Origin of the sequence: Amycolatopsis sp. NPDC006125 (genome assembly GCF_040614195.1) — a bacterium.
In the GTDB taxonomy this organism is placed as follows: domain Bacteria; phylum Actinomycetota; class Actinomycetes; order Mycobacteriales; family Pseudonocardiaceae; genus Amycolatopsis_E; species Amycolatopsis_E tucumanensis.
This window is the reverse complement of sequence record NZ_JBEXTZ010000067.1, coordinates 20,450-37,270: the sequence shown is the minus strand read 5'-3', so window position 1 is coordinate 37,270 and position 16,821 is coordinate 20,450. Positions and strand designations below refer to the sequence as shown.

The following is a 16,821-nucleotide window of genomic DNA, read 5'->3' as shown; positions in this document are numbered from 1 at the left end:
CCCTTCTATCCGTTGGACACGGTCTCGATGAGCCGCGTGGTGGAGTAGCCCTCGACGGTCGGCACGAGCACGACCTTGCCGCCGTTCTCACGGATCACCTCGGCCTCGGGCAGGTCGGCGCCCTCGTAGTCGCCGCCCTTGACCCAGACGTCGGGCCGCAGCGTGCGCAGCACCTCGACCGGGGAGGACTCCTCGAACACCACGACGGCGTCGACGGACTCCAGCGCGCTGAGCACGCGCACCCGGTCGGCGGCGGTCACGACCGGGCGGCCCGGTCCCTTCAGCCTGCGCACCGACTCGTCGGAGTTGACGCACACGATCAGCGCGTCGCCCAGCTCGCGGGCGCGCCGCAGCAGGGTCACGTGACCGGGGTGCAGGATGTCGAAGCACCCGCCGGTGGCGACGACCCGGCCGCCACGGCGCCGGACCCGCTCGGCCAGCTCGAAGCCGGTCAGTCCCTCGGGCGGGCGGATCGGTTCGGCGGGCTCGGACAACGCGGTGGCCGCGCCCGCGGCGACGAACCGGGCCGCCGACTCGACCGCGGAAGCCACGGCGTTCGGCAGCGCGGCGCCCTCGAACAGGGCCGCGGTGACGGCGCTGGCGAACCGGTCGCCCGCGCCGCAGGTGTCCGGCCGGACGCTCGCCGGGACGCGGGCGGCGTTGGGCACCGGGATGGTCCGCGTGCCGGTGCCGTCGGCGAGGACGGCGCCCTTGGAGCCGACGGTCACCGCGACCGCCTCGGCCGCCCACTCGGCCCGCAGCCGCTCGGCCAGCTCCTCCGGTGTGCCGGGCTCGCCGGCGAACTTGGCGGCCTCGCTGTCGTTCGGGGTGACCAGCGCGGCGCCGGGCACCGGCGGGCCGCCGCGCGGGTGCGGGTCCCACACGACCGGCGCGTCGGTCGCGGCCAGCAGCTCCCGGATCCGCGGGTGGCTCGCCACGCCGCGCCCGTAGTCGGCGACGAGGATCGCGGACGCCTCGCGCAGCACGGCCACCGTGCGCTCGTCCAGCGGCTCGTGCGCGGCGCGCCCGTCGCCGTGGTCCAGCCGGACGACCGACTGCCCGGCCGCGCGGATGCGGGTCTTGCGGACGGTTTCGCCCTCCAGCGGCAGCGCGCACAGCTCGACCTCGCCGGCGAGCAGCCGGGCCAGCCGCGCCCCGCCCTCGTCCGCGCCGAGCGCCGTGACCAGCACGACGTCCGCCGCGGACCGGGCGGCCAGGCGGGCGGCGAGGCCGGCGCCGCCGGGACGGTGCCATTCGCGGCCGACGTCGACGACCGGCACCGGCGCCTCCGGGCACAGCCGGTCGGCGTTGCCGTCCACGTCGATGTCGAGCAGCGTGTCGCCGACCACCACCAGCGGGCCGGTCACGAGGGCACTCCCAGCGCCTCGTCCAGCGCGGCGCACAGGCCGTGGATCACCGCGAGGTGCGCCTCCTGCACGGTGCCGGTGCTCGGCGCGTCGATCATCACCGCGTCGTCGCTGACCGAGGACAGCGCGTTCGGGCCGGGGCCGGTCAGCGCCCACGTCGTCATGCCCAGTTCGTGCGCCGTCTTCGCCGCGGCGCACACGTTCTGGCTGCGGCCGCTGGTGGACAGCGCCACCAGCACGTCGCCGGGGCGGCCGTGCGCGCGCACCTGCCGCGCGAACACCTCCTGGTCGCCGTAGTCGTTCACGATCGCCGTCGCCGCCGAGGTGTCGGCGTGCAGGGCGATCGCCGACAGCGGCTGCCGGTCGTTGACGAACCGGCCGACGAGCTCGCCGGTCAGGTGCTGGGCCTCGGCGGCGCTGCCGCCGTTGCCGCAGGCGAGCAGCCGTCCGCCGGCCCCGAGCACCTCGGCGAGGTGACGACCCCACGCCTCGATCCTCGGCGCCAGCGCGGTCAGGTCCCGCATGGTCGCGGCCAACGCCGCGAACCGCTCTTCGATCACGCTGCACCTCCTAGTTTCTCCACGGCCCGCAGGACTTCCTCGGGCGGAACCCGGTCCAGGCACGGGTGGCCGGGCACCGGACAGGTCCGGGCCCGGGTGTCACGGCAGGGGGCGTCCTGATCGCCGAGCAGGACGAGCGGCACCCCGTAGGGCGCCCACCGCGCGGCAGGCACCACCGGCGCGAACAGCGACACCACAGGGGTGCCGACGGCCGCGGCGAGGTGCGCGGGCCCGGTGTTCGGGGCGACGGTCACGCGCGCCCCGGCGAGCACGGCCGCGAGGCCGTGCAGGTCGGTCTTCCCCGCCAGGTCCAGGCCGTGGTCACCGGCGACCCGGGCGGTCAGGTCCCGTTCGGACGGGGCGCCGGTGACGACGACCCGGTACCCGGATTCGGCGAGCAGCCGGACGACCTCCGCGTTGTGCTCGGCGGGGTACTGCCGGGCGGGCACCGACGCCGCCGGGTGCACCACGACGTAGCCGGGTTCGCCGACCAGGCCGGACACGTCCGGCAGGGGCTCGCGCACGGCCAGCCGCCCGTCGTCGCCGGGCGGCAGCTCGAACCCGGCGGCCCGCGCCAGCGACAGGGCGCGTTCGGCCTCCGGCGGGTCGCCCTCGACGCGGTGCCGCAGGTCCAGCAGGGATCCCGGGTAGTCCTCGCAGATGGCGCCGATCCACGGCACCCCGCACTCGCGCAGGACCAGCGCGAGCGGCAGCGGCGACTGGTGGAACGACGTGACGATCAGCGCCGCATCCGGTTGCGCCGCGCGGATGTGCGCGCGCAGTTCGGCCAGGTGGGCGGGCGTCGCCGCGGGCGGCCGCGGGTCGATCCACGGCGCGCACCACTCGACCACCTCGTCGACGCCGGGCAGCAGTTCGGCGGCCGCGCGCCCGTGCGGCCCGGCCAGGAACGTGACCGTGTCGGCCTCCGCCGCGACGGCGCGCACCAGCGGCCCGGACAGCAGGACGTCGCCCGCGTTGTCCAGCCGCGCCACCAGAACCCGTGACCTCACCACTTCCGGTCCCCCATCACCAGCCCGACCGCCTCGGCCAGGTCACCCGCCACCAGCGCGTCCCGCCGCGCGGCTTCGATCTCCGCGGCCCGCGTGCGCGGGGTCGGCACCAGGACAGCCCGCGCGCCCGCGGCGCGGGCGGCCTCGATGTCGGCGCCGATGTCCCCGATGACCACGCAGTCCTCGGGCCGCACCCCCAGTGCCAGCGCGGCGCGTGTCACCAGGCCGGGCTTGGGCTTGCGGCAGCAGCAGCCGTCGCCGTCGGCGTGCACGCACACCTGCCAGGTGCCGAACGGCCCGAGCAGCTCCTCGACGCGGGCGTTCACCGCGGCCAGCTCGTCCGGGGTGATCAGCCCGCGGGCCACGCCGGACTGGTTGCTCACCACGCCCACCGGGACGCCGGCGGCGCGCAGGCGGCGCAGCACGTCCTCGGCGCCCGGCACGGGGCGCACCTTGTCCGGGTCGTTGTTGTAGGGCTCGTCGTGGATGAGGGTGTCGTCGCGGTCGAACAGGATCGCCTTGGCGACCGGGCGCGGGCGGCGGACGCGCACCTCGCCGGCGAGCCGGTGGGCCACCGCGACGGGCGGGATCAGCACGCTCGTGACAGTCATCTTCGCCAGCTCGTCCGCCGTCTTCGGCCCGGGCAGGATGCGGCGCAGCGCGAACTCCGCGGTGAGACCGAGCCACGCGATGCCCGCGAAGGCGGCCGGGGTGTTGCGGCGGGCGGCGGCGAACGCGAGCGCGGCCGCGCCGCTGAGGGTGGTGAGCGCGTGGCGGCCGAGACGGCCGGGACCGGCCGCGGACAGTTCCCTCCACTGTGGACCGAATTTGCGGCGCATCAGCGCGTTGTCGGCGTTGCCCCGCTGCGCGCGCACGCTGGCGAAGAAATCGCCGTGCCGCGCGGGATGCAGGGTCCGGCGGGTGCCGTGCTCCAGCCGCCACCCGGCCTGCCGGACGCGCAGCGCGAGGTCGGCGTCCTCGCGGAAGGCTCGCGGGAACCGCTCGTCGAAACCGCCCACGGCGGCGAGAACCGCGCGCCGGTAGGCCATGTCCGCGGTGATCCACTCCGCGGTGGCGAGCCCGGCGGTGTCCCGTTCCAGATCGGTGGGGCGGCGGCCGCCGGTCGGGCCGGGCACCACGATCCGGCCCTGCGAGGCCGCCACGTCGGGAGCCAGCGACTCCAGGTCGGTCACCAGCCGGGACGGCCAGTCGGCGGTGGTGCGGACGTCGTCGTCGAGGAACGCGATCCACTCGGTGTCGGCGGCGCGCCAGCCCACGTTGCGCGCCGCGGCCGGGCCGCGGCCGCCGGAGCGCAGCACGCGCACCTTCAGGTTCGTGTCGGGCAGCGGCAGGTCGCCGGGTTCGGGGCGGTCGTCGACGACGATGACCTCCGCCGGTCCCGGCCCGATGCCGTGGCCGAGCGCGGACAGCAGAGCCCGGAGGCTGTCCCGGCCGGTCGTCGGGACAACCACGGTGTAGGCCGTCATGCCGGCCTCCGCACCACGAACGAGCCGATGGCGAGCAGGTCGATGGGGCTGGAGCCGAAGCACTCCAGCGCGTCGCGGGGCGAGTCGACCATCGGGCGGCCCGCGGTGTTCAGGCTGGTGTTGACGACGACGGGAATGCCCGTGCGGGCGGCGAATTCGTCGAGCATCCGCGCGACCAGCGGCTCGTCGGCCGGGTCCACCGTCTGGATCCGCGCGGTACCGTCCACATGGGTCACCGCCGGGATGCCCCTCCACTCCGGACGGACGTCGTGCACGAACAGCATGTGCGGACTGGGCACCGGGCCGCGCTCGAACAGCTCCCGCGCCCGGCCGGCGAGGACCATGGGCGCGACCGGGCGGAACTGCTCGCGGCCCTTGACGTCGTTGAGGCGTTCCAGGTTGCGCCGGTGGCCGGGGTGCGCGAGCAGCGAGCGGTGGCCCAGCGCACGCGGGCCGAACTCGGCGCGGCCCTGGAACCAGGCCACGATCTCGTCGTCGGCGAGCGCCTGCGCCACGGTGGCGGCGAGGTCGTCCGGCCGGTCGTAGGGCAGCCGGGCGACCTCGAGCGCCTGCTGGATCTCCGCGTCGGTGAAGCCCCGGCCGAGGTCGGCGCCCGGCATCGGCGCGGCCGGTTCGCCCAGTTCCGCGGCGAGGTGCAGGGCGGCGCCCAGAGCGGTGCCCGCGTCGCCCGCGGCGGGCTGCACCCAGATCTCGTCGAACGGGCCTTCGGCGAGCAGCCGGGTGTTGGCCACGCAGTTCAGCGCGATGCCGCCGGCCATCGTGAGCCTGGACTGCCCGGTCTGGGCGTGCAGCCAGCGCAGCAGGTCGAGCAGGACCTCTTCCAGCCGCTGCTGCACGCTGGCCGCGAGGTCGGCGTGCTCGGGCCGGAAGTCCGCGCCGGGTTCACGGCGCGGCGCGAACCGGGTCAGATCCACCGGCGCGGCAAGGAAACCGCCGTCCGGCAACGCGGCGAGCACCTCGGACAGCTCGTCGCGGAACCGCGGTTTCCCGTACGAGGCAAGGGCCATCACCTTGTACTCGTCGCTGGAGCGGGCGAACCCGAGGTGCTCGGTGAGGTCCTCGTAACGCAGGCCGAGCGAGTGCGGCAGCCGTTGCGCGGCCAGCTCGACCAGCTTGCCGTCGCGGTACTCGCCGGCCAGGTAGGACGTCGCCTCGCCGCGGCCGTCCGCGACCAGGACGGCCGCGTCGCCGAACGGCGCGGCCAGCCCGCTGGACGCGGCGTGCGCGACGTGGTGGCGGACGAACCGCACCTTCGCCGGGTCGAGGCCGGGCAGCGCGGTCTTCAGGAAGTTCGGGGCGCGGCGCGCGTACGTGGTGCGCAGCTCCTCCCAGCCCGGGTCGACGCCGTCGAGGTCGTGGTCGACCAGGGCCGGGTCGTAGGAGTAGCCGACGGCGTCCAGGTCCGCGGGCTCCAGGCCGGCCTGGGCCAGGCACCAGCGGGCGGCCTGCTCGGGGAGTTCCCAGGTGGCGAACGGGACCGGGCGCTTGCCGTGCTTGCGGCGGCTGAACCGCTCCTCCTCGGCGGCGGCGACCACCCGGCCGTCCACCACGAGGGCGGCGGCCGGATCGTGGAACACCGCGTTGATCCCGAGGATCCGCAAGCTCGTTACCTCCACATCCGGTTACCACTGCTACTTAGCGCTACCCCTGCTACTCCTCGTCTAAACGAGACTGAGGTGGGTGGCGAACCACTCCAGGGTCCGGCGCAGGCCCTCGTGCAGCTCCACCCTCGGCTGCCAGCCCAATTCCCGTTGCGCCACCGCGATATCGGGGCAGCGTCGTTGCGGATCGTCCACCGGGGCCGGGATGCCGCGCACCGGCACGCTGGTGCCTGCCAGCCGCTGGATTTCCCCGACCAGGTCGCGAATGCGGAGTTCGTGCGGGTTGCCGAGGTTGACCGGTCCCGGGAAATCGCTGTCCGCCAGCGCCAGCAGGCCGTCGACGGTGTCGTCCACATAGCACAGGGAGCGGGTCTGGGCGCCCTCGCCGGCGATGGTGACCGGCTCGCCGGTGAGGACCTGCTTGATGAACGTCGGGATCGCGCGGCCGTCGTCGGCGCGCATGCGGGGGCCGTAGGTGTTGAAGATGCGGGCGATGCCGGTGTTCACACCACGGGCGCGGCGGTAGGCCGCGGTGAGCGCTTCGGCGTAGCGTTTGGCCTCGTCGTACACGCTGCGCGGGCCGACCGGGTTCACGTTGCCCCAGTAGGTTTCGCGCTGCGGGTGTTCGCGCGGGTCGCCGTAGACCTCGCTGGTCGAGGCCAGCACGAACCGGGCGCCGTTGGCCTGCGCGAGGTCCAGCGCGTGGTTGGTGCCCGCCGCGCCGGCCTGCAGCGTCTCCACCGGCAGGCGCTCGTAGTCGCGTGGCGAGGCGGGGCTGGCCAGGTGCAGCACCAGGTCGACGTGGCCGGTGATGTCCAGTCCACGGGCGACGTCGGCCTCGACGAAGCGGAAGTCGCCGCGCAGGTGCGCGATGTTGTCCGCGCGACCGGTGGACAGGTTGTCCACGCAGGTGACGCTCATGCCGCGGGCGAGCAGGCGGTCGCAGAGGTGGGAGCCGACGAAGCCCGCTCCACCCGTGACGACCGCATGCCCTGGCACGCACTCCTCCTACCCGGCGGAGTCACTTCGAAACGCTACGGAGGTACTTCTCCTACGCCAGGGCTAACAGGGCGAGTGCCGCGGCGGCTCCGCAGACACCCAGAGTCTGCTTGCGGCTGAGGCGTTCACCCAGGAAGAGCAGTGCGAGCACCACGGGGATGGCCGGGTAGAGGGCGGCCAGGACGGTCGCGACGGCGAGCAGCTGCTGGTGGGTGGCGACCCAGTAGAGCACGATCGCGACGCTGCCGAGCGCGCCCGCGGCGGCGGCCGGCCAGGCGAGGCGGGGCCGCAGCGCGAGCGGGGTGCGCGTGCCGAGCACGAGGGGCAGGATGACGGCCACGGACGCGGCGCGGCTGACGACGATCGGCCAGAGCCCGGCGTCCAGCGGCACGGGTTTCATGGCGAGGAACTGGATCGCGAAGCCGGCCCCCGCGACGAGCGCGTCCCGGATGCCCGGCCCGGCGGGACGTCCGCCGCCGGAGACGAGCCAGATGGCGGGCAGGGCGAGCACGATGCCGGCGATCGCCGCGGGCGAGGGCCGTTCCCCGAGGAAGGCCAGCCCGGCGACGACGGGCAGCGCGACGGCCCCGACGTCGCTGACGGGCACCACGACGCTCAGCGCGTCCCGGCTCATGGCCCGGTAGAGGAACCCGACGCCGATCCCCGTGCCGGCGCCGGAGAGCGCGCCCCACCAGATGCCGTGGCTCGTGGGAGCCGACCAGATCAGGGCGACGAGCAGGGTGACGAGGGTGCCGCCGAGCTGCGCGTAGAGGGAAACGGTCAGCCCAGGCGCCCGGCGCGCGACGACGCCGTTGACGAAGTGGGTGACGCCGAAGCAGCCCGCCGACGCGAGGGCGAGCAGCTCCCCGGTCATCGGCGACCTCCAATGCCGGCCAGCCCGCCCGCGACGGCAGCAGACGCGGCGGCCAGGCGCATCGCCCCGCCGACGGGCTGCCCAGAACGCGACTCCGCGGCGCCGGCTCCCGCAGGAGCCACCCCACACCGGGGGCACCTCGCGCCACGGCGCCGCGCAGCGGCCACCGCCCGCCCCGGACCAGGGCTTTGCTCACCGGTCATCAGCGGCCTCCCGCGTGCGGCAGCGCCCGCCCCACCGCGCCGCCCCGCCGGCCAGCCCACCCGCGACGGCAGACCACCCAAAAGCCGCGACGGCTCCCGCGCAAACCACCAGGCACCGGGAACACGCGCAGCGGCGCCGCACCACCGATCGCCCCCGATCAGGGCTTTGCTCATCGGACATCGGCAGCCTTCCGCGCGCGGCAGCGCCCGCCCCACCGCGCCGCCCCGCCTCCGCTGCCTGGCAGCGGCCTCCCGCACCTGGCAGACGGTTCTCGGGTCCACTGCCCCGCGCAGGCCGAGCGTCCCACCCCTGCTCAACCCTCATCAGCAGCCTCCCGCGCCCGGCAGGCCGCCCCCACCGGGCAGACCTCTCCCTCCGCCACGCACGCCTCGCGGTCGCACAGCCGGCACAGGCGGTCGGCCTCCGGGAGTTGCTCGTACGCCGCCGTGAGCAGCTTCCCCGCCAGCTCCGCGAACACCTCCCGCTCCCGCTCGTCGAGCGCCGCCGTCAACGAGCCGAGCCGCCCGCCGCGGCGGCCGAGGATCCGCCCCGCGGTCTCGGCGCCGGCCGGGGTCAGGTGCACGGCGACCGCCCGCGCGAGGGTGGGCCGCCGCTCGACCAGGCCCCGCCGCTCCAGCGCGTCCACCATCCGCGCGGCGGCCGGCTGGCTCAGGCCGACCCGCCGCCCCAGCTCGGTCACCGACAGCCCGGGCGCGGTGGACAGCACCACCAGCGCGGCCGATCCGCTCACGCTCGTGCCCGCGGCGGCCGTCGCGTCCGTCAGGGCGAGGTCGTTGACCGTCAGCGCGAGAGCGCCGAGCAGGTTCGCCAGCCTTTCGTCATGCATGACTCATGCATAGGTCATCGGAGTGGGATCCGCAAGTCGGCGGGGTGAACGCGAATAACCCGCCCGCCCGGGGGAAGCCCCCCGTCTGCACGCACGACCCAATTGCAACTTTCCTTCGTTTCCAAGGGAGATCTCTGTGTTCCGACACACGAAACTGCTGCAGTTCGAGGCGAAGCCGGAGCGTCCGGACCCGTACTACGCGCGCAAGCTGCAGGAGCTCATCGGCGGGGCCTACGGCGAGATGACCGTGACCATGCAGTACCTGTTCCAGGGCTGGAACTGCCGCATCGAGGGCAAGTACAAAGACCTGATCATGGACACCGCGACCGAGGAGATCGGTCACGTGGAAATGCTGGCCACCATGGTCGCCCGCCTGCTGGAGGGCGCGCCGGCCACCGCGACCGCGGAAGCCGCCAAGGACCCGGTGATGGCCGCCGTGCTGGGCGGGATGGACCCGCAGCAAGCCATCGTCTCCGGCGGCGGCGCCGTCCCCGCCGACTCCAACGGCACCCCGTGGAACGGCAAGTACATCGTCGCCTCCGGAAACCTGCTGGCGGATTTCCGGGCCAACGCGGCGGCCGAGGCGCAGGGCCGGCTGCAGACCGCCCGGTTGTACAACATGACCGACGACCCGGGCGTGAAGGAGATGCTGAAGTTCAACCTGGCCCGGGACACCGTGCACCAGAAGCAGTGGCTGCGCGCCATCGAAGAACTCCAGGCCGACGGCCTGGAAACCGACATCGCCCCCGGTGCCTTGCTCGACGAAGAGGACCAGACGCACAACAACACCATCTGGCACCTCTCCGACGGCCCCGACGGCAACAAGGGCGCCTGGTCCACCGGTGAAGACCGCATCGAGTACCTGATGGACCCCAAGCCCCTCGGCGGTCCCGGCAGCGCACCCAAGCCCGACCCCGAGCTCTACGCCACCTACTCGCCCACGCAGGACGCGATGGGCACGGTCAAGGGCAAGGCCCAGTCCGCGGTCAACAAGCTGACCTGACGGAACAAGCCCCCTCGGGACCACGATCCCGAGGGGGCTTCCCGTTCGTCCTCGTCAGACCGGGCTCGCCGCGGCGTCGGCGGGCACGACCGCACCGGCGGGAGCCTTGTCCCCCAGCGCCTTCTCGTAGACCCGCAGGACGTCGATCGCGATGCGGTCCCACGAGTACCGCGACCGGGCGCGGTCGCAGCCCGCGATCCCGTACGCCTCGCGCTGCGCGGGGTCGCCGAGCAGGCGGCGCAGCGTCGCGGCCAGCGCTTCCGGGCGCTTGGGCGGCACCAGTTCCCCGGTCACGCCGTCCACCACGGTGTCGATCAGGCCGCCGACCGCCGCCGCGACCACCGGGACACCGCAGGCCATGGCCTCCAGCGGCACGATGCCGAACGGCTCGTACCACGGCGTGCACACGACCAGGTCCGCCGAGCGCAGCAGCGACGGCATCTCGCCCCGCGTCACCTGGCCCAGCAGCCGCACGCGGTCGGCCACGCCGAGCCGCTCGGCCAGCTCCACCAGGCGCTTGGCCTCCGGATCGTCGGCGAGCCGCCCCTGCTCGGGGCCGCCCGCGATGACCAGTTCGGCGCCGGGCACGGCGGGCAGCGCGGCGATCGCCGTCGCGAACCCCTTGCGCGGCACCAGCCGCCCGACGCTGACGATCCGGTGCAGGTTCCCGCGCGGCGCGACCGGCCCGTCCGGGGTGAACCGCTCGAGGTCGACCCCGCACGGCGCGACCGACATGCGCGAGCGCGGCAGCCCCATCCGGGCCAGCTCGAACACCTCGTCCGAGCAGGTGGCGGCGACGCGCGCGGCGTTCTTGCCGATCAGCCGCTCCAGCTGCACCCGCTCCGGCGGGCTGGTGTCCGCCTTGCCCTGGTAGCGCTTCTTCACCACGCCCAGCGCGTGGAAGGTCTGGACCACCGGCACGTCGGTGCCGCGCGTGGCGAGCAGCGACGCCAGGCCGGACATCCAGAAGTGCGCGTGCACCACGTCCGGGGTGTCCCGCTGCCACGCCTTGGCCAGGTAGCGGCCGAACTCGGTCATGTGCGGCAACAGGTCGTCCTTGGGCAGGTACTCCGCCGGGCCCGCCGGCACGTGCACCACCCGGTAGCCCGCTGGCGCCCGGACCTCCTCCGGCTGCGCCCGGTCGTCGCGCCGGGTGTAGACGGTGACGTCGTGGCCCTGTCGGCACAGCGCGGCGGACAGTTCCGCCACGTGCAGGTTCTGCCCGCCCGCGTCCACCTCGCCCAGAACGGCCAGGGGGTTGGCGTGCTCCGACACCATCGAGATCTTCATGCGCTACCTCCACTCGTCACCCGGCCGAGCTGGACGTCCCAGTTGCGCAGGAAGGCGTCCAGGCCGTAGCTGGCCAGCGCGTGCTCGCGCGCTTGCTTGCCCATCCGGTGCGCCAGTTCCGGATCCGCCATCAGCTCGGCGGCCGCGCGCACCAGTTCGTTCACATCCGCCGAGACGAAACCCGCCTCCGGCGGCACCGCGCGGGACGCCTCGGTGCCGGCCACCGCCACCACCGGCATCCCCAGGTGCATCGCCTCGATCAGCGACAGGCCCAGCGACGTCCAGCGCGGGGTGTGCAGGTACAACCGGCACCGCGCCAGCCCCGCGTGCAGGGCGTCCTGCCCGAGGTCGCCCCGCGTGCGCAGGCGCTCCCCCAGGCCGAAGTGGTCGTCGAGCTTCTCCACGCCGATGCCCCAGACGTCCAGCGGGGCGACCTCGGCGAAGGCGGGCAGCAGGTCGGTGCCGACCGCGCGGCCGCGGCGCACCGGCTCGTTCATGACGAGGCCGATCGAGGCCTCCTCGCCGGTGTACAGCTCGCCCGGGTCGACCACCCCGTGCTCGATGACCGTGGCAGGCGCCCGGCCGGAGTCCCAGATCAGGTTGTTGAAGTGGGTGACGTGCACCAGCGGGATCTCGTCCTGATCGGCCAGCGGGTGCCGCGTGCGCGGCACGTCGCCGGTCGGGGTGTTGTGCTCGACGAACACCGCGGGGACGTCCCGGCCGGGCCGCCGCCCCGTCCATCGCTCGGTCAGCTCGATCTCGTCCGGGCGCTGGAGGACGACCACGTCGATGTCGGCGTTCCGCAGCTCGGCCGGACTCACCTCCCGCGCGGACGGCCACGCTCGGTCACAGCGGCCCCGTCCCCAGGGACCGCCCTCCGGTAGCAGCGGAAGGAGGTACTCGTGCCGTCCGCGTACGAAGGAACTGGTCCATGACCCGTGTACGTGCCACAGCAGTATTCGCAGCGGATCGTCCTCTGCCCGTCTCATGGAGGAGTTCTTTCACCCTGGCAGAGGAACTAAACACGCTACGCAGCACTGCTACTCTCCGTGATCGTCACACGCGTTCGGTGGTCCTCGTCCGTGCGGGCAGCAGGAAGATCACCAGTCCCAGCACCGCGACCACCCCGTGCAACGCGTTGTCGGCCCAGTGCGGGTCGAACACCCGACGCACGTCGTCGGGGTTGTCGGTGCCCGCGGACAGCAAACCCCAGATCGTGATGCCCAGCAGGGGGAAGAAGGCCACCAGGCCGAACACCCGTGCGGTGCGTGCTCGGCGCGCGGCGATCAAGCCGAGCAGTCCCAGCGCGGTGCGCACGACGTTGAGCACAGTGCCGGTGTGAAATCCCAGGATTTCCCCCGCGGTGGCGAAGCCCGCGATCCCCAGCGCGAGGAACACCACGCCCACCACCAGTGCGAAACCCTGGGCCAGCGGCGCGCGTTCCGTCGTCTGCTCAACCATCGATGGACCTCCTCGCATCAGTTCCTCTCGGCGCGGGGTTCCCCGGACCGGGCCCCCGCAACCAGGTGTGGCGAACGGCGGGACGGGGTAGTCCGGGCCATGACCAGGTCGGCACGAGACAGCGGGGGGAAGCGGAACGTTGGCTGAGACGCGCCTCGCGGGCACCGTCGAGGACAACGATTCCTCGGAGGACCACACCCCCACTTTCGCCGATCTGGCGGCCGCCGCGCCGGACGATCCGCGCCGGGAACAACTCCGGACCGCGCTGGTCACCCAGTACCTGTCGGTGGCCGAGCACATCGCGCGCCGGTTCAGCGGGCGCGGCGAGGCGTACGAGGACCTGTTGCAGGTCGCGCGCGTCGGGCTGATCAACGCCGTCGACCGGTTCGAGCCGGAACGCGGCACCGACTTCCTGTCCTTCGCCGTGCCGACCATCATGGGCGAGGTCCGGCGGCACTTCCGCGACGCCAGCTGGTCGGTGCGGGTGCCGCGGCGGCTCAAGGAACTCCACCTGCAGATCGGGCAGGCCAGCAGCGAGCTGGGCCAGCGCCTCGGCCGCGCGCCGACGCCGACGGAGATCGCGCGCGAGCTGGACCTCACGCCGGACGAGGTGAGCGAGGGCCTGCAGGCGGGCAACGCCTACTACGCGGTGTCGGTCGACAAACCGGCCGGCGAGGACGACGAGGCCGCGTCGCTGGCCGACACCCTCGGCGAAGAGGACTACGGCATCGAGACGGTCGAGAACCACGAGGCGCTGCAACCGCTGCTGCGTGACCTGGCCCCGCGCGAGCGCACCATCCTGATGCTGCGCTTCTTCGGCAACATGACGCAGACGCAGATCGCCAAGCGCGTCGGCATCTCCCAGATGCACGTGTCGCGGCTGCTCGCGCAGACCCTGCAGCACCTGCGGGAGAAGCTCACCGAAGAGCCCTGACGCGTCGTTTCGCGCCGCCCGGGCACGGGTAGCCGACGGCGATGGACGGCCCGGGCCCGCTCCGTCCGAAGTGGAGCGCCGGGCCCGCACCCGACGGCTGAGGAGCGTGCCCCGAATGACCGGCTTTTTCGCAGGCGGGCCCGGCAGTCCGTTCGACCAGTTCCTGGCGCAGTTCTTCGGCAACGCCGTGCCCAGCAGGCGGCCGAACGCGGTCGACATCACGCGGCTGATGTCCGACCAGGCGCGGGAACTCGTCGCGCACGCCGCCGAGAAGGCTGCCGACCAGGGCCGGGCCGACGTCGACACCGAACAGCTGCTGTGGGCGGCCACGCAGGCGTCGCCGACGCGGCAGCTGCTGGAGAGCGCGGGCGCGAAGCCCGAGGAGATCGCGCGGGAGATCGACCGGCACGGCAGTGGCACCGGCGAGCGCACCACCCCGGCCATGCTCGCGCCGGGCGCGAAGCGCGCGCTGCTGGACGCGCACGGCATCGCCCGCACCCTCGGCTCCAGCTACATCGGGCCGCAGCACCTGCTGCTCGCGCTCGTCGCGAACCCGGACTCCGCGGCCGGCCGCATCCTTGCCCGCGCCGGGGTCACGCCGGAGGCGTTCCAGGGCCCGCCGCAGGGGCAGCCGATGCCGCGCGGCCGTCCCGAGCAGCGGCCGCAGCCACGCACCGACACGCCGACGCTGGACCAGTACGGCCGGGACCTCACCGCCGAGGCGGCCGAGGGCAACATCGACCCGGTCGTCGGGCGCGACGAGGAGATCGAGCAGACCGTCGAGGTGCTGTCCCGGCGCACCAAGAACAACCCGGTCCTGATCGGCGAACCGGGCGTGGGCAAGACGGCGATCGTGGAGGGCCTGGCGCAGCGCATCTGCGACGGCGACGTGCCCGACCTGCTCGCCCGCCGCCGGGTGGTGCGGCTCGACCTGACCGCGATGGTCGCGGGCACCCGCTACCGCGGCGACTTCGAGGAGCGCATGACGAACCTCCTCGACGAGATCCGCCGCCACCGCGACCAGTTGATCGTGTTCATCGACGAGCTGCACACCGTGGTCGGCGCGGGCGCGTCGGAGGGGTCGATGGGCGCGGGCAACATGCTCAAGCCGGCACTGGCCCGCGGTGAGCTGCACATCGTCGGCGCGACCACGCTCGACGAGTACCGGCAGCACATCGAGAACGACCCGGCGCTGGAGCGGCGGTTCCAGCCGATCCTGGTGCCCGAGCCGTCGGTGCCCGACACCGTCGCCATCCTGCACGGCCTGCGCGACCGGTACGAGGCGCACCACCAGGTCCGCTTCACTGACGAAGCGCTGGCGGCGGCCGCGGACCTGTCCGACCGCTACCTGACCGACCGGTTCCTGCCGGACAAGGCGATCGACCTGATCGACCAGGCAGGCGCGCGCGTGCGGCTGCGCTCCGGCCGCCGCCCCAACGACGTGCGCGAGCTGCAGGCCCGGCTGGAGGAGCTGTCCCGGGACAAGGACCAGGCGGTGGCCGAGGAGAACTTCGAGCGCGCCTCGGCCCTGCGCGACGAGATCGCCGGCCTGCGCGAGCAGCTGCGCACCGCCGACAGCGACGGGCGGCCCAGCGGCGTGCAGGAGGTGACGCCGCAGGACATCGCCGAGGTGATCTCGCGGCTGACCGGGGTGCCGGTGAACCAGCTGACCGAGGACGAGCGCGACCGGCTGCTGCGGCTGGAGGAGCACCTGCACGAGCGGGTCATCGGGCAGGAGGAGGCGGTCGACGCGGTCGCCGAGGCCGTGCGCCGCTCGCGTGCCGGGTTCGCGCCGCCGGACCGGCCCTACGGCAGCTTCCTGTTCCTCGGCCCCACCGGCGTCGGCAAGACCGAGCTGGCGCGGGCGCTGGCGGCGGCGCTGTTCGGCGACGAGGAGCGGATGATCCGGCTGGACATGTCCGAGTACGGCGAGCGGCACACGGTCAGCAGGCTGATCGGCGCTCCCCCGGGCTACGTCGGGTACGAGGAGGCCGGCCAGCTGACCGAGGCGGTGCGGCGGCGGCCCTACTCGGTGGTGCTCTTCGACGAGATCGAGAAGGCGCACCCGGAGATCTTCAACGTGCTGCTGCAGGTCCTCGACGACGGGCGGCTGACCGACGGTCGCGGGCGCACGGTGAACTTCACCAACACGGTGCTGATCATGACCAGCAACATCGGGTCGGAGATCATCTCCAGCAGCACGCAGGGGGCGCTCGGGTTCGCCGCCGACCGGGGCGACTCGGAGCGGCCGCTGCGGGAGCGGCTGATGCGGCGGCTGCGGGAGCAGTTCCGGCCGGAGTTCCTCAACCGGATCGACGAGATCATCGTGTTCCGCAAGCTCGAGGCCGCGCAGCTGGAGCAGATCACCGAGCTGATGCTGGAGCAGACGAAACGGCGCGCGCACGCGCAGGACATCACGCTGGAGTTCACGCCGGACGCTGTGCGGTGGCTGGCGCGGGCCGGGTACCAGCCCGAGTTCGGCGCGCGCCCGATGCGGCGCACGATCCAGCGCGAGGTCGACAACCCGCTGTCGCGGATGATGCTGCGCGGCGAGCTGACCCCCGGCGCGCGGGTGCGCGTGGGCGCCGGTGACAAGGGCCTGTCGTTCGACGTGTCAGCGTCGGTGGGAAGGGAAGACCGATGAGCAGTCCCGATCCGCGCTCCGACCGCACCCCGGGAACCGAACGCGGCGGCGTCGTGCCGGGCGACACCCCGCCCGACCCGGATCCCGCCCGGACGCCCGGACTGGAACCCGGCGGAGGCGTCGCCCCCGGCGACACGCCCCCGGACTCCGGCCAGACCTCCGGACTTTCGCACCACCAGCAGAAACCGCCGCGGGCGCTGCCCGTGGTGACCATCGTGATCTCCGTGGTGCTGGCGATCCTGATCGCGGCGCTGCTGGTGTCGTCGGCGGTGGGCTGGCTGCAGTTCTGAGGCGGTCGCGGCTCGGCTGCGGAAGCCACCCGGGCGGGTGCAGGGCCCAACGGCCGGGCGGTGGCGCGCAGCGGCCCGATTGGCCCCTGCCCGAGGTTCGGCGCGCCGGTCGGGGTGCCAGCGGCGTGGCCGGGCAGGCGCGCCGCCCAAGTGACCCCTGCCCACGGCCCGGCCCACTGGTGGGGGCACCGCGCGCCCACCGGCCCCCTGCCCACGACCCACTGGTCCG

The 16,821-nt window shown here is 73.9% G+C and carries 15 protein-coding genes; 4 read left to right on the top strand and 11 right to left on the bottom strand.

What is annotated here, in order from left to right; genetic code table 11:
• Positions 1 to 5: 5 nt before the first annotated feature.
• From rfaE2 to ABZ193_RS28880, 8 genes are all read right to left on the bottom strand, one after another.
• Positions 6 to 1,367, bottom strand: a complete 1,362-nt coding sequence (gene rfaE2 / locus ABZ193_RS28915) for a D-glycero-beta-D-manno-heptose 1-phosphate adenylyltransferase (protein ID WP_020423252.1) — start codon at positions 1,365 to 1,367, stop codon at positions 6 to 8.
• Positions 1,364 to 1,927, bottom strand: a complete 564-nt coding sequence (locus ABZ193_RS28910) for an SIS domain-containing protein (protein WP_020423251.1) — start codon at positions 1,925 to 1,927, stop codon at positions 1,364 to 1,366. Before ABZ193_RS28910 ends, rfaE2 begins: the two co-directional genes overlap by 4 nt.
• Complete coding sequence (locus ABZ193_RS28905) at positions 1,924 to 2,937, bottom strand: glycosyltransferase family 9 protein (protein WP_354712205.1); 1,014 nt, start codon at positions 2,935 to 2,937, stop codon at positions 1,924 to 1,926. Before ABZ193_RS28905 ends, ABZ193_RS28910 begins: the two co-directional genes overlap by 4 nt.
• A complete protein-coding gene (locus tag ABZ193_RS28900) occupies positions 2,934 to 4,424 on the bottom strand; it encodes an HAD-IIIA family hydrolase (RefSeq protein ID WP_354712204.1) in 1,491 nt (496 codons plus the stop codon). Before ABZ193_RS28900 ends, ABZ193_RS28905 begins: the two co-directional genes overlap by 4 nt.
• Positions 4,421 to 6,046, bottom strand: coding sequence for a carbamoyltransferase C-terminal domain-containing protein (locus ABZ193_RS28895; RefSeq protein WP_354712203.1), 1,626 nt, complete (start codon positions 6,044 to 6,046; stop codon positions 4,421 to 4,423). The genes ABZ193_RS28900 and ABZ193_RS28895 overlap by 4 nt, the downstream gene beginning before the upstream one ends.
• A 60-nt stretch (positions 6,047 to 6,106) precedes the next feature.
• Positions 6,107 to 7,045, bottom strand: coding sequence for an NAD-dependent epimerase/dehydratase family protein (locus tag ABZ193_RS28890; RefSeq protein WP_354712202.1), 939 nt, complete (start codon positions 7,043 to 7,045; stop codon positions 6,107 to 6,109).
• 52 nt (positions 7,046 to 7,097) lie between these two features.
• Complete coding sequence (locus ABZ193_RS28885) at positions 7,098 to 7,919, bottom strand: EamA family transporter (protein ID WP_020423246.1); 822 nt, start codon at positions 7,917 to 7,919, stop codon at positions 7,098 to 7,100.
• 517 nt (positions 7,920 to 8,436) lie between these two features.
• Entirely contained in the window at positions 8,437 to 8,970 is a 534-nt protein-coding gene (locus ABZ193_RS28880; protein WP_020423473.1) for a MarR family transcriptional regulator, read from the bottom strand.
• A gap of 136 nt (positions 8,971 to 9,106) precedes the next feature.
• Here ABZ193_RS28880 and ABZ193_RS28875 point away from each other — a divergent pair, with 136 nt between their 5' ends.
• Entirely contained in the window at positions 9,107 to 9,973 is an 867-nt protein-coding gene (locus ABZ193_RS28875) for a manganese catalase family protein (RefSeq protein ID WP_345073359.1), read from the top strand.
• A gap of 54 nt (positions 9,974 to 10,027) precedes the next feature.
• On the opposite strand, the gene ABZ193_RS28870 is transcribed toward ABZ193_RS28875, so the two are convergent.
• The 3 genes from ABZ193_RS28870 to ABZ193_RS28860 all read right to left on the bottom strand — a co-directional run bounded on the left by ABZ193_RS28870 (position 10,028) and on the right by ABZ193_RS28860 (position 12,724).
• Positions 10,028 to 11,263 carry a glycosyltransferase gene (locus ABZ193_RS28870; RefSeq protein ID WP_354712201.1) on the bottom strand — a complete coding sequence of 412 codons (1,236 nt, stop codon included), beginning with the start codon at positions 11,261 to 11,263 and terminating at the stop codon, positions 10,028 to 10,030.
• Positions 11,260 to 12,084 (bottom strand): glycosyltransferase, encoded by an 825-nt coding sequence (locus tag ABZ193_RS28865; RefSeq protein WP_354712200.1) that lies wholly within the window; start codon positions 12,082 to 12,084, stop codon positions 11,260 to 11,262. The genes ABZ193_RS28870 and ABZ193_RS28865 overlap by 4 nt, the downstream gene beginning before the upstream one ends.
• 235 nt (positions 12,085 to 12,319) lie before the next feature.
• On the bottom strand, positions 12,320 to 12,724 hold the full coding sequence (locus ABZ193_RS28860; protein ID WP_020423469.1) for a DUF4383 domain-containing protein: 405 nt from the start codon (positions 12,722 to 12,724) through the stop codon (positions 12,320 to 12,322).
• 139 nt (positions 12,725 to 12,863) lie between these two features.
• Between ABZ193_RS28860 and ABZ193_RS28855 the strand changes: the two genes are divergently transcribed.
• The 3 genes from ABZ193_RS28855 to ABZ193_RS28845 all read left to right on the top strand — a co-directional run bounded on the left by ABZ193_RS28855 (position 12,864) and on the right by ABZ193_RS28845 (position 16,592).
• Positions 12,864 to 13,658, top strand: a complete 795-nt coding sequence (locus tag ABZ193_RS28855; RefSeq protein ID WP_020423468.1) for a SigB/SigF/SigG family RNA polymerase sigma factor — start codon at positions 12,864 to 12,866, stop codon at positions 13,656 to 13,658.
• 115 nt (positions 13,659 to 13,773) lie between these two features.
• The gene (locus ABZ193_RS28850) at positions 13,774 to 16,302 is read left to right on the top strand and encodes an ATP-dependent Clp protease ATP-binding subunit (RefSeq protein ID WP_354712199.1); all 2,529 of its coding nucleotides are present in this window, start codon (positions 13,774 to 13,776) and stop codon (positions 16,300 to 16,302) included.
• Positions 16,299 to 16,592 carry a DUF6480 family protein gene (locus ABZ193_RS28845; protein WP_020423466.1) on the top strand — a complete coding sequence of 98 codons (294 nt, stop codon included), beginning with the start codon at positions 16,299 to 16,301 and terminating at the stop codon, positions 16,590 to 16,592. The genes ABZ193_RS28850 and ABZ193_RS28845 overlap by 4 nt, the downstream gene beginning before the upstream one ends.
• The last annotated feature ends 229 nt before the right edge of the window (positions 16,593 to 16,821 follow it).